This window comes from Clostridium sp. N3C (assembly GCF_900095445.1).
GTDB lineage: Bacteria > Bacillota > Clostridia > Clostridiales > Clostridiaceae > Clostridium_AU.
Genome location: NZ_FMJL01000055.1, coordinates 1 through 22,320 on the forward strand (window position 1 = coordinate 1; position 22,320 = coordinate 22,320).

17 protein-coding genes are annotated in these 22,320 nt (G+C 31.2%); 16 read left to right on the top strand and 1 reads right to left on the bottom strand.

Annotated elements, in window-relative coordinates:
• Nucleotides 1-153: 153 nt before the first annotated feature.
• The 4 genes from N3C_RS12690 to N3C_RS12705 all read left to right on the top strand — a co-directional run bounded on the left by N3C_RS12690 (nt 154) and on the right by N3C_RS12705 (nt 4,727).
• Nucleotides 154-1,242 (top strand): sugar ABC transporter substrate-binding protein, encoded by a 1,089-nt coding sequence (locus N3C_RS12690; protein WP_074366395.1) that lies wholly within the window; start codon nt 154-156, stop codon nt 1,240-1,242.
• A 32-nt stretch (nt 1,243-1,274) separates the two neighbouring features.
• Nucleotides 1,275-2,984 (top strand): methyl-accepting chemotaxis protein, encoded by a 1,710-nt coding sequence (locus N3C_RS12695; RefSeq protein ID WP_083604556.1) that lies wholly within the window; start codon nt 1,275-1,277, stop codon nt 2,982-2,984.
• Between the two features lie 151 nt (nt 2,985-3,135).
• Complete coding sequence (locus N3C_RS12700) at nt 3,136-4,077, top strand: tetratricopeptide repeat protein (RefSeq protein ID WP_074366397.1); 942 nt, start codon at nt 3,136-3,138, stop codon at nt 4,075-4,077.
• Between the two features lie 113 nt (nt 4,078-4,190).
• Nucleotides 4,191-4,727 carry a glutathione peroxidase gene (locus N3C_RS12705; protein WP_074366398.1) on the top strand — a complete coding sequence of 179 codons (537 nt, stop codon included), beginning with the start codon at nt 4,191-4,193 and terminating at the stop codon, nt 4,725-4,727.
• Between the two features lie 72 nt (nt 4,728-4,799).
• Here N3C_RS12705 and N3C_RS12710 read toward each other — a convergent pair whose 3' ends face one another.
• Nucleotides 4,800-5,861: a zinc-binding dehydrogenase gene (locus N3C_RS12710; RefSeq protein WP_074366399.1), complete on the bottom strand. Its 1,062-nt coding sequence runs from the start codon at nt 5,859-5,861 to the stop codon at nt 4,800-4,802.
• Nucleotides 5,862-6,102: 241 nt separating this feature from the next.
• Here N3C_RS12710 and trhA point away from each other — a divergent pair, with 241 nt between their 5' ends.
• From trhA to N3C_RS12785, 12 genes are all read left to right on the top strand, one after another.
• On the top strand, nt 6,103-6,765 hold the full coding sequence (gene trhA / locus N3C_RS12715) for a PAQR family membrane homeostasis protein TrhA (protein WP_074366400.1): 663 nt from the start codon (nt 6,103-6,105) through the stop codon (nt 6,763-6,765).
• A 184-nt stretch (nt 6,766-6,949) separates the two neighbouring features.
• Nucleotides 6,950-8,509, top strand: a complete 1,560-nt coding sequence (putP, locus tag N3C_RS12720) for a sodium/proline symporter PutP (protein ID WP_074366401.1) — start codon at nt 6,950-6,952, stop codon at nt 8,507-8,509.
• 236 nt (nt 8,510-8,745) lie between these two features.
• Complete coding sequence (locus tag N3C_RS12725; protein WP_074366402.1) at nt 8,746-10,626, top strand: LTA synthase family protein; 1,881 nt, start codon at nt 8,746-8,748, stop codon at nt 10,624-10,626.
• A 237-nt stretch (nt 10,627-10,863) separates the two neighbouring features.
• Nucleotides 10,864-12,219: an ABC transporter substrate-binding protein gene (locus N3C_RS12730; protein ID WP_074366403.1), complete on the top strand. Its 1,356-nt coding sequence runs from the start codon at nt 10,864-10,866 to the stop codon at nt 12,217-12,219.
• 97 nt (nt 12,220-12,316) lie between these two features.
• Complete coding sequence (locus tag N3C_RS12735) at nt 12,317-13,159, top strand: carbohydrate ABC transporter permease (protein ID WP_074366404.1); 843 nt, start codon at nt 12,317-12,319, stop codon at nt 13,157-13,159.
• Nucleotides 13,159-13,992, top strand: a complete 834-nt coding sequence (locus N3C_RS12740) for a carbohydrate ABC transporter permease (protein ID WP_074366405.1) — start codon at nt 13,159-13,161, stop codon at nt 13,990-13,992. Before N3C_RS12735 ends, N3C_RS12740 begins: the two co-directional genes overlap by 1 nt.
• 61 nt (nt 13,993-14,053) lie before the next feature.
• Nucleotides 14,054-15,082: a LacI family DNA-binding transcriptional regulator gene (locus N3C_RS12745; RefSeq protein ID WP_074366406.1), complete on the top strand. Its 1,029-nt coding sequence runs from the start codon at nt 14,054-14,056 to the stop codon at nt 15,080-15,082.
• Nucleotides 15,083-15,247: 165 nt separating this feature from the next.
• Entirely contained in the window at nt 15,248-16,429 is a 1,182-nt protein-coding gene (locus N3C_RS12750; RefSeq protein ID WP_074366407.1) for a pyridoxal phosphate-dependent aminotransferase, read from the top strand.
• A 106-nt stretch (nt 16,430-16,535) separates the two neighbouring features.
• Complete coding sequence (locus tag N3C_RS12755; RefSeq protein ID WP_074366408.1) at nt 16,536-16,748, top strand: hypothetical protein; 213 nt, start codon at nt 16,536-16,538, stop codon at nt 16,746-16,748.
• A 211-nt stretch (nt 16,749-16,959) separates the two neighbouring features.
• Nucleotides 16,960-17,838, top strand: coding sequence for an SDR family oxidoreductase (locus N3C_RS12760; protein WP_074366409.1), 879 nt, complete (start codon nt 16,960-16,962; stop codon nt 17,836-17,838).
• Between the two features lie 26 nt (nt 17,839-17,864).
• Nucleotides 17,865-21,092, top strand: coding sequence for an aminotransferase class I/II-fold pyridoxal phosphate-dependent enzyme (locus tag N3C_RS14785; RefSeq protein WP_083604558.1), 3,228 nt, complete (start codon nt 17,865-17,867; stop codon nt 21,090-21,092).
• Nucleotides 21,093-21,403: 311 nt separating this feature from the next.
• On the top strand, nt 21,404-22,320 hold a 917-nt coding region (locus N3C_RS12785; protein WP_143312679.1), incomplete at its 3' end, for a 7TM diverse intracellular signaling domain-containing protein.

Genomic DNA, 22,320 nt, shown 5'->3' on the forward strand with positions numbered 1-22,320 from the left:
GCCAGGTTGTACAAAAACATCAAGTTTTATCTTGATGTTTTTTTTGTTTAATAGGATAATTTCCTTTTTTAATTAAGTTATTAATTAATTTCCGTATTGTAAAGAAGGAGGATATAGGAGTGTTTTTTCAGACGAAAAAGATTTGTAGCACTTATGAGTATATTTATATCTCTTACCTTTGCAGGATGTGCTTCAAATAATATCGCAAAGGATATATCTGAAGAGTATAAAGCCTTGCAATTACAAAACTTTGAAAATAATTATAATGAAGAAAAGGTAAATTACTATAAACATTCAGAAAAGATAGTAATAGGACTATCAATGCATTCTTTAAATAGTGAACGATGGCAGAAGGATAAAGATGCCTTTATTAAAAAAGCTAAGAAAGAAGGAGCCTCTGTAAGAGTTAAAGAAGCAAATGGAGATGAAAATGCGCAAATATCTCAGGTAGAAGAATTAATAGCAGAAGGTGTTAATGTATTAGTAGTAGTGCCAGTTAATGGAGAAGTTGCTTCTGATATAGTAGCTAAAGCCCATGAGGCTGATATTAAGGTTATATCCTATGATAGACTTATTAAAAATAGTGACCTTGACTATTACATTTCTTTTGATAACGTTAAGGTTGGTCAACTTCAAGCAGAAGCAATGCTTAAAGTTGTATCTAATGGTAAAATTGCTTATGTTGGAGGATCTTCTAAAGACAATAACGCATTACTTTACAGAGAAGGTGCAATGAAGGTCTTAAAAGAAAAAATTGATAGCAAATCCATTACTCTTTTAATGGACAAATATTCTACAAACTGGAGTCAAGAGGAAGCATATAAGAACGTAAAAGAAATGTTACTTACACATAAGGATGTAGTTGACGGAATTATTTGTGCAAATGACAGTGTTGCTTCTGGAGCTTTATTAGCACTAAAAGAATTAGGACTTGATGGCAAAGTACCTGTTACAGGACAAGATGCAGATTTAATAGCCATCCAAAGAATAGTTGAAGGAAAACAGCTTATGACAGTGTACAAGCCAGTAGAGGCTATTGCTGAAAGAGCGGTGGAAATAGCTATTCAGGTTGCTAGTAGCAATACTGCAGAAACAAATAGTACCATAGATAATGGATATAAGAAAGTTCCTTCTTATTTATTAGATCCTGTAGAAGTTAACAAGGATAATGTAATGGATACAGTGATAAAAGATGGGTGGTACACCTATGAAGAGGTATATAAAAATACACCTAAAGAATAAAGATCTAATGAGTAATAGGGAGGAATATATAAATGAGATTTATACTGAGGATGAATTCAAATAGAACGATAAAATCTAAAATGTTAAGTGCTTTTTTATTAATATTACTTCCTTTGGGGTTGGTGTCTTCTATTTTTCTGTGGAAGGCTTGGAATTTTAATATTCAATATCAAAACATGGCTGAGAATATGGCTAATGAAGGTAAAATAAAAGAGCTTACAAATAAGCTTGTATATGACACAAATCAACTTATAAGAAACTATAATCAGAAATCATTAGAAGACTATAATAATACTTGGTATGAATTAGGTATTATTATGACTGGACTTGACAACACTATAGTTGATAGCGATAGTAAAGAAATATATGAAAGTGTCAAAAACATGGTAAAGAACTTAATGATAGATACTAATATCGCTATAATTGAAATGAAAAATTCTCAAAATTCAGTGAAAGCAAGTGAGTATTATGGTTATGCCTTGAGAAAAAATACCTTTATTAGTAATCTTACCGGTGAGTTAGTAAATCAGGAGTTAATATATTTAAACACTTTAAAAGAGGAAATTAATCGTTCATTTATATTTAATGCAACCATTCTTGTATTAATCTTTTTAATATTGATATTTGGTGCATTAGGATTTGCTATACTATTTTCCAATAGTATATCTAGGAAAGTTAGAAGAATTAGTGATTTGTCTAAGAAGATAGCAGAAGGAGATTTAAGATTAGAGGATAATGTAAAAAATGTTGTATCTAAAGACGAATTTATGATTTTAGAGAACAATTTCAATAATATGAAGGGTGCTTTAAATAAAGTTATAAAAAGTGTTGTAAATAGTAGTTTAAATCTTTTAAACTCTTCTGTGAACTTAGCTTCAAATATGGAACAAAGTAATGCTGCCAATGATACTATGATTAATGCAGTAATTGGTGTACAAGATATTTCAACAGAGCAATCTAAATTTATAGAAAATGTATTGCATAGATTTGATCAAGTAAATTCTAAACTTTCAAACACAGTAGCAAATTCAAATGAATTAGGTTTAAGTATGGAAACTTCATCAAAAGCAGTTATAGAGGGAAAAGAAACTATAGATACAATGTTAAATCAAATTGAAAACATAAATAGTGTAATTACAAGGTTTAAGGAAAGAGCAGATCTTTTAAAAGAACATTCTAATAATATAGATGAAATTATAGAGCTTATACAAGGCATATCTGAGCAGACTAATCTTCTATCCTTAAATGCAAGTATTGAGGCTGCCAGAGCAGGAGATTCAGGTAAGGGCTTTAGTGTAGTTGCTTTGGAGATTAAAAAACTTGCTGAGAAAACAAAAAAAGCTATACAGCGAGTTAAGGAAATAACAGATAATATTAAGTCAAATGCTATAGAAATTGAAAAGGAAGCAAGCATAGGACTTAATCAAGTTCATGAGAATACGGAAATGGCTCAAAATACTAGTACAGTATTTGTGCATATTCAGAAGTCTTACGGTAGTGTGCTAGATCTTATTAAAGCAATAACTTTAAATATTAATGAAGTAAGCAATGAAATGAGTCAAATTTCTGCTAATATGACCACATTAAATAATAACTCAATTATTTTGAATGAGAGTAGTGAAAATACTTCTGCTATTACAGAAGAGCAAGCTGCTGTAATTCAAGAGGTTACTGAACAGGCAATTGAATTGCAAAATATGGCAAACACATTACAAGAGATTGTTAGAAATTTTACTGTATAAGATTTAAGGGTGTAGAATATACTACTCCCTTTTATTTTTATTATGTATTTTTATTTTAAAATAACTTCCTCAGTTAATAATTTATATTTTATGTTATAATAATACTGCTTAAAAAGCTACTAAAATATTTGAAATATGAGGTTTGCTTAATATGAGAGAACATAATTATAGAATAAATAATTATAAAGTACTAGCTAGTCAGTTTAGAAAATCAAATCCTTATAAAGCAATTCTTTTTTATGAAAGAGCTTATAGCTGCTCTGGAGAAAATAAGGAGATTGAATTACTATTTGAAATGGCTTTATTATATGATGAGCTAGATGAAGATGAGAAGGCAGAAGAAAAATATTATGAGATTCTTAATATAATTCCAACGGAGGAAAGGGCATATTATGGACTAGCTATTTTATATGACAAGAAAGAGGAATACAATAAAGCCATTGAGTTTTTTCAAGAGGCAATAAAATTGAACCCTCAATATCACAAAGCTTTTTTCTTTATGGCTAATACATATGATCAAATGGGAAATAAGGATAAGGCTATAGAATATTATAAAAAGGCATTAGAGATTAAAGAAAATGATTTTTGGACCTATATAAATTTGGGAGCAATATATGAAGAAATTAATGAAAATCAGAAGGCTTTAAAGATGATAGAAAAAGCAATGGAATTGGACCCAGAACATTATATAGTTCATTTTAATATGGGGGTTGTTTATGGAAAATTAGGTAGATTAGAAGAAGCAGAGCTTCATTATAAGAATTCTTTAGTAATTAATCCTAAGTACCCATATAGCTATCTTAATTTGGCTGTTTTACATAAAGAGCAAAAAGACTATGCTAAGGCTAGGGAAGTAATTAGTGAGGGAATTAACAATGTGCCAGATGCATCTTTTTTATACTATAATCGAGCATGTATACTTGTACATTTACAAGAGTTAGATGACGCTTTGGTGGATTTGCTTCAAGCTACAAAGCTAAGTCCTGGTTTAATTGAATATATGGAAAAAGATGAGGAGTTAGATGAGATAAAGAAGCTAAGAGGATACAGATTAGCATTTGGCAAAAGAAATGAAATTACAAGGGCAGATTGAACATAAAACACCTAGAGAGTTAATTGGTTTATAATCTACTCTATAGGTGTTTTATTTTTTAGGTGTAAGGAAATAATAAAATTAAAAATACTTAGTAGAGGGAGAGAATAAATATGATATATGATTATAAGGTAAAAGATATAAATGGTAATGAAATATCCATGAGTGAGTATAAGGGAAAAGTATTATTAATTGTTAATACTGCTACCGGTTGTGGATTTACTCCACAATATGAAGGACTGCAAAAACTTTATGATAAATATAAAGATCAAGGTTTTGAAATTCTAGATTTCCCTTGCAATCAATTCTTTGAACAGGCACCAGGCAGTAATGAAGAGCTAGCAAAATTCTGCCAAGTGAACTTTGGAACAACCTTCAAGACCTTTGCGAAGGTTGATGTGAATGGGGAAAATGCTTCAGATTTATTTAAGTTTTTAAAGGCGCAGGCACCAAAAGCTGAGGAGGATGAAGCATCAGAAGCGTTTTATAAAAAGCTGGAAGGTTTAGGCTTTACTACAGAAGGTGATGATATTAAATGGAACTTTACTAAGTTTTTAGTAGATAGAAATGGTAAAGTGGTTGGCAGATATGCACCGACCTATGAACCGGAAAAGCTTGAAAGAATTATTGAGAATTTGCTTAATAAATAACAAATATAAAATACACATCAATGAAAGTTATTGATGTGTATTTTAATCTAATATATCAATAAAGTTTTAACCTTAGTCCATAAGAACGATAGGCTTGATTAAATCCTTTGGTTTATTAGCCATGATGTAGAATGCATCTTCTATATGTTCTAAGCCTTTAAATCTATGGGTAATAAGCTTAGAAGGATCTACACGTTCATATTTAATTAGAGAAAGTAATCTTTCCATTCTCTTTCTTCCACCAGGGCATAAACCACCTTTAATAGTTTTGTGAGCTAAGAATCCAGCAATTGCTGCGTTAGGTATGTTTATGTTTTCAATTTCTGTTAATACATTTAACATAGCAATTTGTCCACCACCAGCCTTAGCTACATCAATAGCAGTATAAAGAGTCTCTAAATCCCCACCAGCCACGATAGATGCATCAACACCTTTGCCACCAGTTAAAGCTTTTATTTGATCGCCAACATTACCTTCCTTATAACTAATGATATCTGTAGCTCCATATTCTCTTGCTAATTTTACACAATCAGGTCTCGTACCAACGGCGATAATTCGGCCAGCACCTCGAAGCTTAGAAGCAGCTACTGCCATTAATCCAACTGGACCTATTCCAAAAACAACAACGGTGTCACCAAATTTAACTTCTGCCAGTTCTGGACCATAGAATCCTGTGGTCATCATATCAACTGTCATACATGCAGCTTCTAAAGATACACCTTCAGGTAATAGGGCCAAATTCATGTCTGCAGATCTAATTTTAATTTTTTCTGCAAAAGTTCCGTCTTCATAGTTGGAAAAGTTAATTGCGTTAAATAATCCACCAGCATCTTGATGGGTACCATCTTGAATATCTGGATGCTTCCAAGTAGGAGTTGTACAAGGTATTACAACTATGTCACCGACCTTGAAATCCTTTACATTTGAGCCCACTTCAATTAGTTGTCCTACAGCTTCATGTCCAAGAATTCTGTTTTTTAAATGTGGTCCTTCCATTTCATAAGCTGAGTGTACGTCTGATGAACAAGGAGCAAGTGCTAAAGGACGTGCTATAGCATCATCGGGACCACAAACATATTCTGGTTTATCCATCCAACCAACTTTTCCTTTTTCTATTACTCCAAAACCTTTCATGTGTAAAACCTCCCTCTTTATTTAAATTATAATTTAATTATAATAGTTCACATATTAACATTCAATAGTTATAATAGATATTAATTACATAGTTAAATAAAATTAACATATAATGTTTCATAGAAAAAGTGTATTCTATGAAACATTATAAGAAAAGAAATAAAGTGAATATAAAAATGAAATATAGCAATAATTATATATTGAAGTGGATTAGTAAACGATAGAAGAAAGGAAGGTGAAAATGAAAAATACAACCATTAACGAAGAAGCTAAATTTACGCAGGCTTATCTTATTTTGAATGAAGTTTTTAATGCGATTACCCATGGCATTGGATTTAGCTTAAGTATTGCTGGATTAGTAATTTTACTTTTTAAAGGGCTAAGGAATAATTCGGCACTGGAAGTGGTATGTTATTCTATTTACGGTTCTACCTTAATAATCCTTTACTTATGTTCCACTTTATATCATAGTCTAATTTTTACTAGAGTACGCAAGATCTTTAGAGTATTTGACCATAGTAGCATATTTCTTTTAATAGCCGGTACATACACCCCTTATTGCTTAATTATTATAGGGGGAACTCTAGGGTGGACTATTTTTTTCATTATTTGGACCATAGCTATTTTAGGTATAATATACAAAGTGTTTTGGATTGATAAATATAATAAGTTTTCTACTTTATTATATATAGCATCAGGATGGCTTTGTATAATAGCTGCTAAACCAATGATTCAAGGGTTAGGTATTAAAGGAGCTCTACTATTGTTAATAGGTGGTTTATCTTTTACTGTTGGTTCTATATTTTACGAAATGAAAAATGTCAGATTTATGCATGTACTGTGGCATATTTTTGTATTTATTGGTACATTACTTATGTATTTTTCTATATTGTTTTATGTTTAATAGCTTAGAAAAGTTAGGGATGGTTAAGATGAATATATTTAGTTATGTTAACTGTCCCTAAAAACGTATATTTATAATTTTATATTAATATAAATTGAATTTGATTCCTTAAGAGCATTGATATTACCATAAATTTATTGTATAATTATGCAATAGTCTTTGTTAAAAAAGGGGAAATTAAATAATGGGGGATAAATTGCAAGTTTTTGTAGCTATGTGTCTTTATATGGCTACAGTCATTGGGATTGGTTTATATTATGCTAAACGAGCCAATGAAAGCAGCGAAAATTATTTTATAGGAGGAAGATCCTTGGGGCCTTGGGTTACTGCTATGAGTGCTGAGGCTTCAGATATGAGTGGATGGCTTTTGATGGGTCTTCCTGGTGTAGCTTATTGGTGTGGTTTAAGCGATGCAATTTGGACAGCAATTGGCTTAGCCTTAGGAACCTATATAAATTGGTTGTTTGTGGCTAAGAGATTACGTAGATATTCAAGTTTAGCAGGGGATTCTATAACTGTTCCTGATTTTTTAAGCAATAGATTTAAGGAAGATAAAAAAGTATTAATGACTATTTCAGCCTTGTTTATATTAATCTTTTTTACCGTATATGCAGCTAGTTGTTTTGTTACAGTAGGAAAACTCTTTAATAATTTGTTTGGTATTAAGTATCAATACATGATGATAGCTGGAGCATTATTTGTTATTTTTTACACTATAATTGGAGGGTTCTTAGCAGAAAGTGCTTCAGATTTTATGCAATCTATAGTTATGATCTTTGCCTTAGTTACTATATTAACTGTTGGCGTTGTAAGTGCAGGTGGAGTTTCTGCAGTTATTGATAATATAAAAGAGATTCCTGGATTTTTTGATTTCTTTGGAATAGCAAGTCCTGATCTAGTGGATGGAGCACAACAGCTTGATAGCACTGGAAAGCCATTGTTTGGAGAGGCAGCAAATTACAGCTGGTTAAGTATTATTTCTACTTTGTCTTGGGGTTTAGGTTACTTTGGAATACCTCAAGTTTTAATTAGATTTATGGCTATTAGAAAGACGGAGGAACTTACAAAGTCTAGAAGGATCGCAACTATTTGGTGTCTTATTTCACTTTTAGCTGCAGTATCCATAGGACTTATTGGAAGAACCTTGTATCCTGCAGAATTGCTTACAAAAAGTGAGTCAGAAAGTATTTTCATTTTGATGAGTACTAATTTATTACCATCTTTAATTGCTGGAATTGTTATGGCCGGAATACTTGCAGCTACTATAAGTTCATCGGATTCATACCTACTTATTGCAGCTTCAGCCTTTTCAAAAAATATCTATCAAGGTGTTTTGAAGAAGGACGCTACAGATAAACAGGTGATGGTAGTATCTAGAGTAGTATTGCTGCTTATATCTTTATTTGGCATATTAATTGCTCTAGACGAAAATAGCATTATCTTTAACGTTGTTTCTTTCGCTTGGGCAGGCTTTGGAGCTACCTTTGGACCGATAATTTTACTTTCATTGTTTTGGAAAAGAACAACAAGAGCAGGAGCTATAGCGGGAATGTTAACTGGTGGAAGCATGGTATTTTTATGGAAGCTAGTTTTAAAGCCTATAGGAGGAGTATTTGCTATATATGAATTATTACCAGCATTTATATTCTCATCTTTAGCTATTATTATTGTTTCTTTTTTATCCAAGGAGCCTTCTAAAGAAATATTGGAGGAATTTCAGAAAGCAAAGGCAGCTCAAGATTAAGAGTATTCATGTTTGAAACTGATAATAGTAAAATATTAAGATGGAGAAGTTTAATTTAGTGGTACACATAATTACCATTAAAGTTGGCTTCTCCTTTAATTAATTTATAGGATAAGATGAGGTGTAATAGACAAGTAAATGATAATTTGCTACTATATTTTATAGAAAATATACTTAAATACCTTTTGTTTTATATAATATATAAAGGAATACAGATATGGTGGAGGTAAATTTTTATGGAATATAGTGAAGAAAGTTTTTCTTTGAGATTTAAAAATTTGTCGATAAAGAAAAGCACCTTATTGCAAATTATTTTAAGCATTTATTTTTTTGTAGTTATATTGATGAAGTCCTTATATTTTGCTGAAAATCTTTCTAACAGATCATCTGAAATTTATTTAAATATATTTAGTATTATTCTAATAATTTCTATAACGGTATTACTTAGGCCTAAAAAATCTTTTATAATGCTAACGGTGATAGATTTATTAATTTCTATCTTATTATTAGCTAATAATTTGTATTTCAGGTATTACTATAATTTGTTATCTCTCTATTTAGTTAAGCAAATTGGAGTAGTAGGTAAAATAGAAGGGTCAATTAAAGCTTTAGTTACAGCTTCTGATTTATTGTATTTTGCAGATTTTCTCTTCACAATACCTATTTATTATTTTTGCTTTATTAAGCATAAGATTTTAGAAGAAAAGAAAAAGGATTTTAAGGCAAGAGCTATTACTTGTATTATTATGATAATAATAAGTATAGTAGGTCTTAGTCAAAAACTGCTGGTGATTAAAAAGAATACTCCTGAATTGTTTACTAGCATTTATGATAATAATTATATTAAAGAAAGAACAGGTATATTCGTCTATGAAGCCTTTGATGTTTATCGTTACGCTAGAGATGTTTTTGAGGATAAACAAGCTAAGACAAAGGATACCATACAGCAATTTCAAGATTATTTTGCCAATAAGCCTAAGGGTGAAAGTGCTTACTTTGGTCAATACAAGGGTAAAAATTTAATTATGGTGCAAATGGAGGCACTTCAAGGTTTTGTTATTAATTCAAAGATCAATGGTGAAGAGATAACTCCTAATCTTAATCAATTAGCTAAAGACAGTTTGTATTTTGATAATGTTTATGTTCAAACTGGTGCTGGGAATACTTCCGATGCAGAAGTTTTAGCTAATACTTCCTTGTATCCTGTAAGTCAAGGAGCTACAACAGAGCAGTATGGAAACAATACTTATCAGTCTATTGGAACATTATTAAAAAAAGAAGGTTATAGCACCTTTTCTGCCCATGGTTTTCATCCTGAATTTTGGAATAGGATTAATATGCATAAGGCTATGGGATTTGATAAATTCTACAGTAGCAATGAGCTTTCAATGGACGAAACCTTGGGATGGGGATTAAAGGACAACTCCTTCTTTAGGCAATGTGTTGAAATTATGAGTAAGGAGAGGAAACCCTTTTATAGTTTTTTAATTACTTTATCAAATCATCACCCTTATGAAGCTTATGCCGCAATTTCAGATTTTGATGTAAGCGGTGTAGAGGGGGAATTGATGCAGAATTATTTGAAATCTGTTCATGAGGCAGATAAGGCTATTGGTGAATTTATTCAAGAGCTAAAGGATGCAGGACTTTATGATAATAGTATTATAGTGTTTTACGGTGATCATGAAGGCATTACTGGTAACGATATAGAGAATTTAAATAGTTTTATTGGAATAGATGAGGATGATGAATTTCAGCATAGAGAATATGAAAAAGTTCCTCTTATTATTCATCTTCCTGATGAAAAGCTTAAGGGTACCATTAGTAAAACCGCTGGCCAGATTGATATAATGCCAACAGTATTAAATTTAATGGGTATTAAACCAGAATATGAATTTGGCAGTGATATTTTAAATGTAGAGAACAATTTAGTGGTATTAAGAGATGGAAGCTATATGGATGATAATTATATGTATTTTAGAGATACAGACCATTACTATGATAAGAAAACAGGTAAAATTTTAACTAATGCTCCTAGTAGAAAGGAAGAAGCTCTCAGTCAATTACAGTTATCTGACTTGATTTTTGAACTGAATTTATTAAAAGAAATAGAATAAAATTTATGAGTGTTTATGGCAGAGTAGCATTTAAGCTAATTCTGCCAAATTTTTTTTGTGAACCTAAAAAATTTTTAAAAAATATATTAAAAGTGATTGCAAAATTGTAAACGATATGTTACTATAATTATAGAAACTGAAAACGGTACCGATAACGGTTCCGCTACAGTATCAGAATCGACTAATGCTCAATACTAGCGTTAGTTGGAAAAAATATTTAGAAGGGAGATGGGATATATGAAAAAAAAGGTACTAAGTTTAGTGCTAAGTGCCGCAATGCTAACTACATTCGCTGCAGGATGTAAAAAAAGCGACAGTGCTAGCGAAGGCAAAAAAGAAATTTATTTTCTAAATTTTAAACCAGAAATTGAAAGCGTCTACAAGGAGATTGCAGAAACTTATGAAAAAGAAACTGGTGTAAAAGTAAAAGTTGTTACTGCTGCAAGTGGTACTTATGAAACAACATTAAAATCTGAAATGAATAAGTCAGAAGCACCAACAATTTTCCAAATCAATGGACCTGTTGGATATCAGTCTTGGAAGGAATACACTGCTGACTTAAAAGACTCTGAACTTTATAAATCACTAATTGATAAAGATATGGCAGTAACTGATGGTGATGGAGTTTATGGTATTCCATACGTTGTTGAAGGTTACGGAATAATTTACAATAACGCTATAATGGAAAAATACTTTGCTTTATCAGACAAAGCTGTTTCAATCAGTTCAGCAGAGGAAATTAAGAACTTCGATACTTTGAAAAAAGTTGTTGAAGACATGTCAAAACATAAGGACGATTTAGGAATTAAGGGTGTATTTGCATCTACTTCTTTAGGAGCAGGTGAACAGTGGAGATGGCAGACTCATCTAGCTAACTTACCTTTATACTATGAATTCAAAGATAAGGCTGGAAAAGAGGGCGATCTAGTATTAGCTGGATTAGATTCTAAAGAAATAGAATTCAAGTATGGAGAGAATTACAAGAACATATTCGATTTATACATCAACAATTCTGTAACAGATAGCAAGCTTTTAGGAAGTAAGACTGTAGCTGATTCTATGGCTGAATTTGCTCTTGGAGAAGTTGCTATGGTTCAGAATGGTAACTGGGCATGGTCACAAATTAGCGGGGTTGATGGCAACGTTGTAAAAGAATCAGATATTAAGTTCTTACCAATATACACAGGTGTTAGCGGTGAAGAAAACCAAGGTATAAGCATTGGTACAGAAAACTTCTTTGCAATTAACAAGAAAGTTTCAGAAGAAAAGCAAAAAGAATCTATCAAGTTCTTAGAATGGTTGTATAGTAGCGAAAAAGGTAAGGAATATGTAACAAAGAAATTAGGCTTTATAGCACCATTCAATACTTTCAAAGATAATGAGAAGCCTACAGATCCACTTGCTAAAGAGGTTCTAAGATATATGGAAAATGATAAGCTTGAAAATGTAACTTGGACATTTACAGCATTCCCAAGCGAAGACTTCAAGAACTACTTTGGTGATGCATTATTACAGTATGCTCAAGGCAAAAAAACTTGGGATGATGTTAAGAAAGTAGTTACAGAACAATGGGCTTCAGAAAAGGCAAAATAGTTGATATTTAACTATAAGATGAATGGTGGGTCTACAGGGTGTTTAGGGCCCACCATTTGAAATTATTATATAGAAATAAGAAATAGGAGAAGATCGTATGCAAAGAAAGTTGAAATATTATTTCCCTGTTTTTGCTCTGCCGACAGTGTTGGCCTTTACTATTGCTTTCTTTATCCCATTCATACTAGGTGTGTTTTTATCTTTTACAAAATTCACAACAGTTTCTGATGCTAAATGGGTAGGATTTGCAAATTATGTTCAAGCATTTAAAAATAGAGAGTTTGTTAATGCACTTTGGTTTACAGTTAAATTTGCTGTAGTATCAGTTATAAGTATAAATGTTCTTTCTTTTGCTCTAGCTTTTATATTAACTAGAGGAAAAAAGGGAACAAATATTTTTAGAACTATATTCTTCATGCCAAACCTAATTGGTGGTATAGTATTAGGTTACATATGGCAGTTAATTCTTAATGGTTTTCTATTAAAATACGGTGTGGATTTAACCTATGATCCTAAATATGGATTCTGGGGACTTATTATTTTAATGAATTGGCAATTAATAGGGTATATGATGATAATTTATGTAGCAGGTATACAAAACGTTCCTACAGATTTAATTGAAGCGGCAAAAATAGATGGTGCTGGACCATTATCAATATTAAAGAATGTAATAATCCCAATGGTTATGCCATCAATAACTATATGTTTATTCTTAACAATAACAAATGGATTTAAGCTATTTGACCAAAACTTAGCATTGACTGCTGGTTTACCAGCTAAGAAGAGTGAAATGTTGGCCTTAAACATATATAATACCTTCTATGGAAAAGTAGGTTCAGAAGGAGTAGGTCAAGCTAAAGCAGTAGTATTTTTCCTTATAGTTGCTGTTATATCTTTCACTCAGCTTGTTATAACTAGAAAGAGGGAGGTAGAGAACTAATGAAAGACAAGAAAGTTTCAAATGGATTATTTTATACATTTCTAACAATATTGAGTTTAGCTTTTTTATCACCAATTTTTATAGTTCTCATGAACTCCTTTAAAGGTAAATTTTTTATCACTAAAACACCTTTTAAGTTTCCAACTAGTGAAACCTTTGTTAAGTTAGAAAACTATATAGCTGGTATAGAAAAGACAGAATTTTTCTCAGCATTTAAATATTCATTATTTATAACTGTTGCTTCTGTTGCAGCTATAATATTCTTTACTTCTATGACCGCATGGTATATTACAAGAGTTAAATCTAAATTTACTAAAGCATTATATTACTTATTTGCTTTCTCAATGATAGTTCCTTTCCAGATGGTTATGTTTACTATGAGTATGGTAGCTAACAGAACAGGATTAGATAATCCAATTGGAATTATCGTTATTTATCTTGGATTTGGATCAGGTTTATCCGTATTTATGTTTTCGGGATTTGTTAAGTCTATACCTCTTGAAATAGAAGAGGCGGCAGAAATAGACGGATGCAGCCCTATACAAACCTATTTTAAGGTTGTATTCCCAGTATTAAAACCAACGGCAATAACTGTTGCAATATTAAATGCTATGTGGATTTGGAACGACTACTTACTTCCTTATCTAACTATAGGACATGATTATAAGACAATTCCTATTGCAGTACAATCCCTTAAAGGATCCTATGGTTCTATAGATATGGGTGCTATGATGGCAGCGCTTGTACTAGCGATGGTACCAATAATAATATTCTATTTTATCTGCCAGAAACACATAATAAAAGGTGTTGTAGCAGGTGCAGTAAAAGGCTAATATTTTATTAATTTAAATCTTAATTTGAATTAAGACAACAATATGAAGAGGATGAAATATTATGCATTCCATAACCATTAGAGATATTGCAAAAATGTGCGGTGTTGGTGTAAGTACTGTTTCGAGAGCTATAAATAATCATCCTGATATAAATGAAGAAACTAAGGCAATGATAATGCAAGTAATAAAGGAACATAATTATATTCCAAATAATAGCGCGAGAAATTTAAAAAAATCAGATTCTAATACTATTGCAGTGCTAATTAAAGGAATAGGGAATCCTTTCTTTAACAGTATGATTAAGATCTTTGAAAGAGAGACTAAGAAAAAGAAGTATTCCTTTATTTTGCAAAGGGTAGATAACGAAGAAGATGAAGTTGATGTTGCCATTGAATTAGTAAAGGAAAAAAAGTTAAAAGGAATAGTTTTTCTAGGAGGATATCTTAGCCATCCAGTGGAAAAAACAAAGCAGCTAAAGGTCCCTTTTGTATTAAGTACCATAGGATTAAGTGAAATGACTGATAAACCTTCATATTCATCAATTTCTGTGGATGACTTTAAAGAGAGTTATAAAATAGTTGATTATTTATGCAAGCAAGGACATAAGAAAATCGCAATACTTACTGCACCTTTGCGGGACGTAAGTATCGGAAAGCTAAGATATGAAGGCTATAAGAAAGCTCTAGAAGATAACAATATTTCTGTTAATAGCAATCTTGTTAGATTTATGAAGGAAGATATAGAGAGTTATACCATGGAAAATGGTTATATGGTTACAAAGGAATTGTTAGAATCTGGAGAAGATTTCACTGCTATCTTTGCAGTCTGCGATACTATGGCTATAGGGGCCTGTAAGGCTATATTTGATGCTGGAAAGTCAGTGCCTAATGATTATTCTGTAGTTGGTTTTGATGGTTTGGATATAGCTAAATTTTATAATCCATCTATTACTACTATTAGACAGCCGGTAGAGGACATAGCTAGGGAAACAATAAAAGTCCTCTTTGATGAAATAAACAATATACACAATCCTAAGCGAATAACTTTTCCTGGAGAATTAATTATTGGTCAATCAACAAGTCAAATCTAGTTTCTATAAAGCAATAAGCTGATTTTTTTCAGAATAAATGTTTGTGTGTAGCTTAGTATTAGCGTTAAGAAGACGTTAATACTAAGTTTTTTATTTTTAGCATATTTATAAATAATAGGCTTAATTTGTAAGAATAAATGTGCTATACTGAAGAAGGGTGATATTATGTTTTCTGAAAAGGTAGTAGAAAATTTAAAAAAGTCCTCTTGGATAAGAGTTATGTTTGAAGAGGGCAACAGACTTGCAAAAATTTATGGTGCAGACAAGGTTTATGATTATAGCTTGGGAAATCCTTTTGGTGAACCACCGGTAGAAGTTAACGAATCTCTAAAAAAGCATATTTTATCTGGAGAAGAAGGTCTTCACAAATATATGAGTAATGCTGGATATCCAGAGGTAAGAAGAAAAATAGCAAAAAGTCTTCAACAGGAAAGTGGAATAAGCTTAAATGAGGAAAATATAGTTATGACTGTAGGAGCTGCTGGTGGATTAAATGTTGTTCTCAAAGCTTTATTGAATGAAGGAGAAGAAGTAATAGTATTTGCACCTTATTTTGTGGAGTATAACTGTTACATAGATAATAATGGTGGTAAAACAATTGTTGTACCAGCAGATACTAAAAGTTTTCAGCCAAACTTAAATGAATTTAAAAAACTTATAAGTCCTAAAACAAAGGCTGTAATAATAAACTCTCCTAACAATCCAACTGGAGTTGTATATAGTGAAGAGAGTTTGAAAAGTATGTCTTTAATAATAGAAGAAAAGGAAAAGGAATATGGAACTACAATTTTTCTAATTTCTGATGAACCATATAATAAGATTGTTTATGATGGTTTAAAGCTTACACCTATTATGAGCGTTTTCAAAAATGCAATTATAGTAAATTCCTTTAGTAAATCTTTGGGATTGGCTGGTGAAAGAATAGGTTATATTGCAATTAGCAGCTGCATCGATAATGCAGATCTACTTGCAAATGCTTTAATCTATTGCAATCGTACTTTAGGTTTTGTTAATGCACCGGCTTTGTTTCAAAAGGTTGCAGCAGATGCTTTAGATGCAAAGATTGATATAGAAGATTACCAAGAAAAAAGAGACTTTTTGTATAGCAATTTAACCAGGTTAGGCTTTGAATGTATTAAGCCGCAAGGAGCATTTTATTTATTCCCTAAAGCGTTGATAGAAGATGAGGTAGAGTTTGTAAATAGAGCTCTTAAATATAATCTACTATTAGTGCCAGGATCTGGATTTGGATGTCCTGGATATTTTAGAATGTCTTACTGTGTTAAATTTGATATGATTAAAAATTCCATATCAGCCTTTGAAGAATTAGTTAAGGAATTTAAATAAGATATAAGGTATATTCTATCAGTTACTACCTTATTATTTCATATATAATTGTCTCCTTTTATTATAATACTAATATTGAATATTAAGAAAAGGAGGTAGTTATAAAGTGAAGAAAAGAAGTCATGTTGATGCAGAGAAACTTGAAAAAGTTCCATCTGGCAAGCCTTTTGAATATAAGGATGTGGTAGAAGATAATTTTAAAGATGAAGATCATACAGAAGATGGAAAACGCTTTAAGGCTGAAGTGTTAAATGGTGTTTATTCTGGCGTAAAGTTAGAAAAGGATAATGATAGTCGATTGGTATATAGAAAGCTATAAAAAGTTAGGTGCAGTATGTTAACTGCACCTTATTTATGTTTATTTGTAATGAATAAAGCTTAAAATGAAAGCATATTGCTTAATATAAGTTATTACTTTTATTATAATTTTCATATAAGTAGATTTATCAAGTAAAATTGTAGTATAATATATAAATTAGTAGAATAGTGTAATCTTTAATAACTTTTCTTACATATAGAAGAGGTGTTTTATGGAAAATAAAAAAAAGGTAGTACTAATCACTGGAGCTTCTTCTGGCATTGGAAAAGCTACAGCAATATATTTAGCTTCTAAGGGACTTGTGGTGTACGGAACAAGTAGAAAAGTAGTAGATGATGAGGAATTAAAAAAATATAATATAAATATGTTGAAAATGGATGTAGGAGATGAAGAATCTGTTAAACAAGCTATAAATGAACTTATTTTACGAGAAGGTAGAATTGATTCAGTATTCAACAATGCAGGAAGTGGTATTTCAGGTCCACTAGAAGAAACTAGCATAGAAGAATACAAAGAACTTTTTGAGAGCAATTTTTTTGGTATGATACGGGTTGTGAAAGAAGTGTTACCGCATATGAGAAAGGCTGGTAAGGGCTTAATTATTAATAGTTCATCTATAGGTGGTGTGATTGGATTACCCTATCAGGGTGTTTACAGCAGCACTAAGTTTGCAGTTGAAGGCTTTAGTGAAGCTTTAAGTAAAGAACTTAAACCTTTTGGAATTAAGGTAGTAATTTTGGAACCGGGGGATTTTAAAACAGATTTTACTAAAAACAGAAGATTTTCTTCCTTAATGAGTAAAAATTCAGCTTATTATGATGATTTTATTAAAACCGTGTCTGTTTTTGAATACGATGAAATAAAGGGCTGTAATCCAGAAATGATAGGTAAGCTACTATATAAAATCATTAATAGCAACAACCCTAAACTTAGATATCCAATAGGATACTTTAATCAGAAGTTATCATTGTTATTGAAAAAATTCTTGCCTGAAAGAATTTTTGAAAAAATAATTATTAACTATTATATGGGAAAAGGTATAAAAAGCAATAAGGAATTGGAGAGAATTGATAAAAGGATAAAATTATAGAAGTAATTTTATTTGGAGGCGAAAAGATGAGTATTTCATATAACAATCTTCAAAAACTTAAAGAGTCAGATAGAGATTTTAAAAGCATCTTTGATATTATGATCAATAATCAAGGATATGCCTGTGAGTTTACAGAGCAAGGTGAAATTGTAAAATGGACTTATAATGATTATAAAAATAACATAATAAAGGCTGCATCAAAGTTAGCTTCTATTACCTCTGAAATTGAAAAGGGTTCTTACATAGCTTTAAAAATGCCTAACTCTCCTTGGTGGCCTATAATGTTTTGGGCTATATTAATGAATGGGTACAAGCCTCTCTTAGTGGATGCTAGTTTAGGAGAAGAGAAAACTTCATATTTAATTGAACAGTCTGGGGCTAAAATGACAATAACGAAGGCAGTAGATATATCAGGAGATTTAGAACATACTTTTGCACCTAACTGGGAAAATGAATTTGCTCTTTGTACTTCTGGGACTACAGCTTCTAGTAAAATATATTATTACACTGGTGAAGCGGTATCATACCAGATTTTAAATACGGAGCAATTAATAGATGAAAGTAAATATATTGCTCCTAAGCCTGGAGACAAGGTTCTTGCATTTTTGCCCTTGCATCATATTTTTGGATTCTTAGCTTCTTACTTATGGTACGGGTTTCATGGAGCTACTCTCGTATACTTAAAAGACAGAGCTCCAGAAACTATTATGAAGACTTGCAAAGTTCATAAGGTAACCCATATAAATACAGTGCCTATATTAATTAACAATATAACAAAGTCTGTGTTAAGAAATGTAGAACAAAGCAGTAAAGCTAATCAAATGGCTTTTTATCTTATGTTAAATACTAGCCTGATTTTACAGAAAATCAATACAGGCTTTGGCCTAAAGGTCGCGCAAAAAATTTTTAAAAAGGTTATAGATAATCTTGCTGGTCCACAAATTAAGTGTATTATTGTTGGTGGTAGTCAAGTTCCTTATGAAAGTTTAAAGATTATTAATGGATTAGGCTATTTTACAACCTGTGGTTTTGGAATGACGGAAGTGGGTATAAGCTCCTGTGAAAGTAGCGATAAGCTTAGTATAAGACTTTCAGGTTCTTTAGGTAAACCATTAAAATACAATGAGTATAAAATTGCTAGTGATGAAGAAGTTGGTGAGTTATTAGTAAGAGGAAAGTCTATACATCAAGGAAGACTAGTGGATGGAAAACAGGTAGATACAGAGCTAGATAAAGAAGGTTGGTTTGCTACCGGTGATGTAGGAAGATTAAAGAATGGAAGATTGATATTAGAAGGAAGGGTTAAGGATATAATCATTAATGAATCTGGAGAAAATGTTTATCCTGATGAAATTGAAGATTATTTTTCAAAATTGCCTTTATTCAATCAGCTTTGTGTTTTAGGTACTAAGAAGGATGATAATTATCAATATATAACTCTTGTACTCAGTTTACCAAAATCTGAACTTAATGAAGAGAATTATATGAAATTAAGAGATATTATTAATAAAATAAATTCTACTCTACCAATAATGAAGAGAGTAAATAAAGCTTACTTAACTGGTGAGTCACTGCCGGTGGTTAATGGAATAAAGGTAAGAAGAGTTGAGCTTAAGAGTCTTATAGAAAATAAGGAAATAGACTTGGTGGAGCTTGATTTAAAAGGTAATAGCTTTGAATTTAAAGAAGCTGTAAAGAAAGATACAAGAATTGAAGAAGTATATGAAAAGGAATTTGAGGAAATTAAAAAGGAAGTTAGGAAAGCCTTTAGTGAGGTTTTACACTTGCCTGAGGAGAGCATAGAGGATGATGCTCACTTTATAGAAGATTTAGACGGAGATAGTTTATCAAGTATTAGTCTTTTAGTTAAGGTTGAAGAAAAGTATAATATTGTTATTCCAGATTCAGAATATTATAATTGCACAAATGTCAATAATTTATCTTTATTAATATTAAAAAAGATAAAGGGCATAACCGATTATAAAGATCAAGCTAATAGAAGTGATGATAAAGTAATACCAGTTACACGGTTTGAAGATAGTAGAGAATATAAAGAATTTCTTGAGAGACAAAGGGCTACAGAGGATATTGGTGATCCTTATTTTGTTTGTCATGATTCTATAATAAAAGATGTTTCTATATTAGATGGAGAAAGGGAAATATTAAATTTTGGCTCCTATAATTATATAGGTATGTCTGGACATCCAGAGACCGTTAAGGCTGCTCAAGAAGCTGCGGAAAAATACGGAACCTCTGCCAGTGGCAGCAGGGTATTAGCTGGAGAAAAGCACTTATATCAAGAATTAGAAGCAAAAATTGCAAAGTGGAAGCATGCAGAAGATGCTATTGTACTAGTAGGTGGACATTCCACCAATGTTACCTTTGTAGGAAACTTCTGCAATGAAAGGGATATTATCTTGTATGATGCTCTTTCCCATAATTCTATAACTCAGGGTTGTCAATTATCTAGAAGTGCATCAAAGGCATTTCCTCATAATGATTTTAAAGCTTTAGAAAGTATTTTGAAAAATGTACGGGACAAATATGAAAAAATATTAGTAGTGGTAGAAGGAGTATATTCTATGGATGGAGATATAGCTCCTATACCTGAATTTGTAAAGCTTAAAAAGAAATATGGTTTCTTCCTTATGGTAGATGAGGCCCATTCTGCTTGTGTTATAGGTGAAAATGGTGGTGGAGTAGATGAATACTATAATCTGGATCCTGAGGATATCGATATAAAGATGGGTACCTTATCTAAAGGCTTAGGTACCTGCGGCGGATATTTGGCAGGGAAGAAAAGTTTAATACAATATCTGAAATATAATGTGCCAGGATTTGTGTTTTCTGTGGGGATAAATCCTCCTTCTGCTGCGGCTACATTAAAGGCCTTGGAAATATTAGAAAGAGATAAGTCAATAGTTAAGAGATTGCATGTTAATATAGATACTTTTCTTGAAGAGGCTCATAAAAGGGGACTTAATACTTGTCTGGCAGGAAATACCGCAATAATACCTGTTTTAATTGGTGATGATAAAGATGCCTTTCTTTTAAGTAACTTAATGTTAGAAAGGGGAGTTTTTGTACCACCAGCAGTATATCCTGCAGTACCAAGAGGTCAAGCAAGGTTGAGATTTTGTGTAACTAGTGAGCATAAAAAAGAACAGATTATTAAAGCTCTAGATATATTAATGGAATGTATAAAAGAAAATAAAATAGAATTAATAAAGGAAGAAGAAGAAACAGCGGTTTAAGATTTCACAATTGAAATTGAAGGCAAAGATGTTTAGAATGAATGTTTGATGGCATTTTTGGATTCTGCATTTTGCAGAATCCTTTTTATTTAATAATTATGTCAATTGGTGTTGAAATTTGTTTTTATATTGCGAAAAAATAATATATAATAATATTAACATTATAAGCAATATTCTAACAAGCATCATGGAAATGAGGTGTTACTATAGTAAAGTTTAATATATGGAAACGCTTTATAAACGCTCTATCTAAACATAAGATTCTAATATTTAATATATATTTCTTTATTGTCGTTTTATTTCCTATAATCATGATTAAATCTAGTATTATTAATATAGATGTACAAGGACACAAAGGAAACTTCGATTTAATAGATTGGAATTTTGATCAGCAGGGTATTGTTAAACTTAATGGAGAATGGGAGTTTTATTGGAAACAGTTGCTTAAACCTTCTGATTTCTCAAGTGGTAATATAACCCAACCTAATTATATAAAACTTCCTTATCCTTGGAATAAAGTTAAAGTAGGTAATGAAACTTTAGGAGCAGAAGGCTATGCTACCTATAGAGCAGTTATAGAAACCTCTTATATTGATGGAATAATGGGTTTAGAAGTTGAAAATATACCTAGTGCATATATTATTTGGGTTAATGGTGAAGAAATTGCAAAAGGTGGACAAGTAGGTGTTGACAAAAGCAGCAATGTTCCAGAGTTTACACCGGATGTATATTTGTTTTATCAAAAAGGGTCTACTATAGAAATAGTCATGCAAATATCCAATTATTATTATAATAAAGGTGGAACTTGGGACTCTATAAAATTGGGTACAGAAAAACAGCTTAAAACTAGTAGAGAAGTTACTATTTTTAAAGATATGATTACTTTCGGTGCATTGCTTATTATAGGAATTTATTATTTATCCTACTTTATAGTTCGAAGTAAAGATAAAAGTGTTTTGTATTTTGGTTTAGGATGTACAATTTTAGCCATAAGAGTTCTTGTAATTGGCGAAAATTATCTTACTCATTTTTATCATGGTATAAGTTGGTTTTTTGTTCGTAAGCTAGAGTATATTACTCTTTATGCTGCTTCTATGTATGTAACTAAGTTTTTTTATCACTTATATCCAAAGGAAATTCCAAAAAAGATTGTAAGATTTGCTGAAATAGTATCATGGAGCTTTATTATTCAGGTAATTGTACTACCTATAAGAGTGTACTCATATAC

Bases quoted from the DNA above. Each gene is read 5' to 3' on its own strand.
- N3C_RS12690 (WP_074366395.1), top strand. From the start codon at position 154: ATGAGTATATTTATATCTCTTACCTTTGCAGGATGTGCTTCAAATAAT.
- N3C_RS12695 (WP_083604556.1), top strand. From the start codon at position 1,275: ATGAGATTTATACTGAGGATGAATTCAAATAGAACGATAAAATCTAAA.
- N3C_RS12700 (WP_074366397.1), top strand. From the start codon at position 3,136: ATGAGAGAACATAATTATAGAATAAATAATTATAAAGTACTAGCTAGT.
- N3C_RS12705 (WP_074366398.1), top strand. From the start codon at position 4,191: ATGATATATGATTATAAGGTAAAAGATATAAATGGTAATGAAATATCC.
- N3C_RS12710 (WP_074366399.1), bottom strand. From the start codon at position 5,861: ATGAAAGGTTTTGGAGTAATAGAAAAAGGAAAAGTTGGTTGGATGGAT.
- trhA (WP_074366400.1), top strand. From the start codon at position 6,103: ATGAAAAATACAACCATTAACGAAGAAGCTAAATTTACGCAGGCTTAT.
- putP (WP_074366401.1), top strand. From the start codon at position 6,950: ATGGGGGATAAATTGCAAGTTTTTGTAGCTATGTGTCTTTATATGGCT.
- N3C_RS12725 (WP_074366402.1), top strand. From the start codon at position 8,746: ATGGAATATAGTGAAGAAAGTTTTTCTTTGAGATTTAAAAATTTGTCG.
- N3C_RS12730 (WP_074366403.1), top strand. From the start codon at position 10,864: ATGAAAAAAAAGGTACTAAGTTTAGTGCTAAGTGCCGCAATGCTAACT.
- N3C_RS12735 (WP_074366404.1), top strand. From the start codon at position 12,317: ATGCAAAGAAAGTTGAAATATTATTTCCCTGTTTTTGCTCTGCCGACA.
- N3C_RS12740 (WP_074366405.1), top strand. From the start codon at position 13,159: ATGAAAGACAAGAAAGTTTCAAATGGATTATTTTATACATTTCTAACA.
- N3C_RS12745 (WP_074366406.1), top strand. From the start codon at position 14,054: ATGCATTCCATAACCATTAGAGATATTGCAAAAATGTGCGGTGTTGGT.
- N3C_RS12750 (WP_074366407.1), top strand. From the start codon at position 15,248: ATGTTTTCTGAAAAGGTAGTAGAAAATTTAAAAAAGTCCTCTTGGATA.
- N3C_RS12760 (WP_074366409.1), top strand. From the start codon at position 16,960: ATGGAAAATAAAAAAAAGGTAGTACTAATCACTGGAGCTTCTTCTGGC.
- N3C_RS14785 (WP_083604558.1), top strand. From the start codon at position 17,865: ATGAGTATTTCATATAACAATCTTCAAAAACTTAAAGAGTCAGATAGA.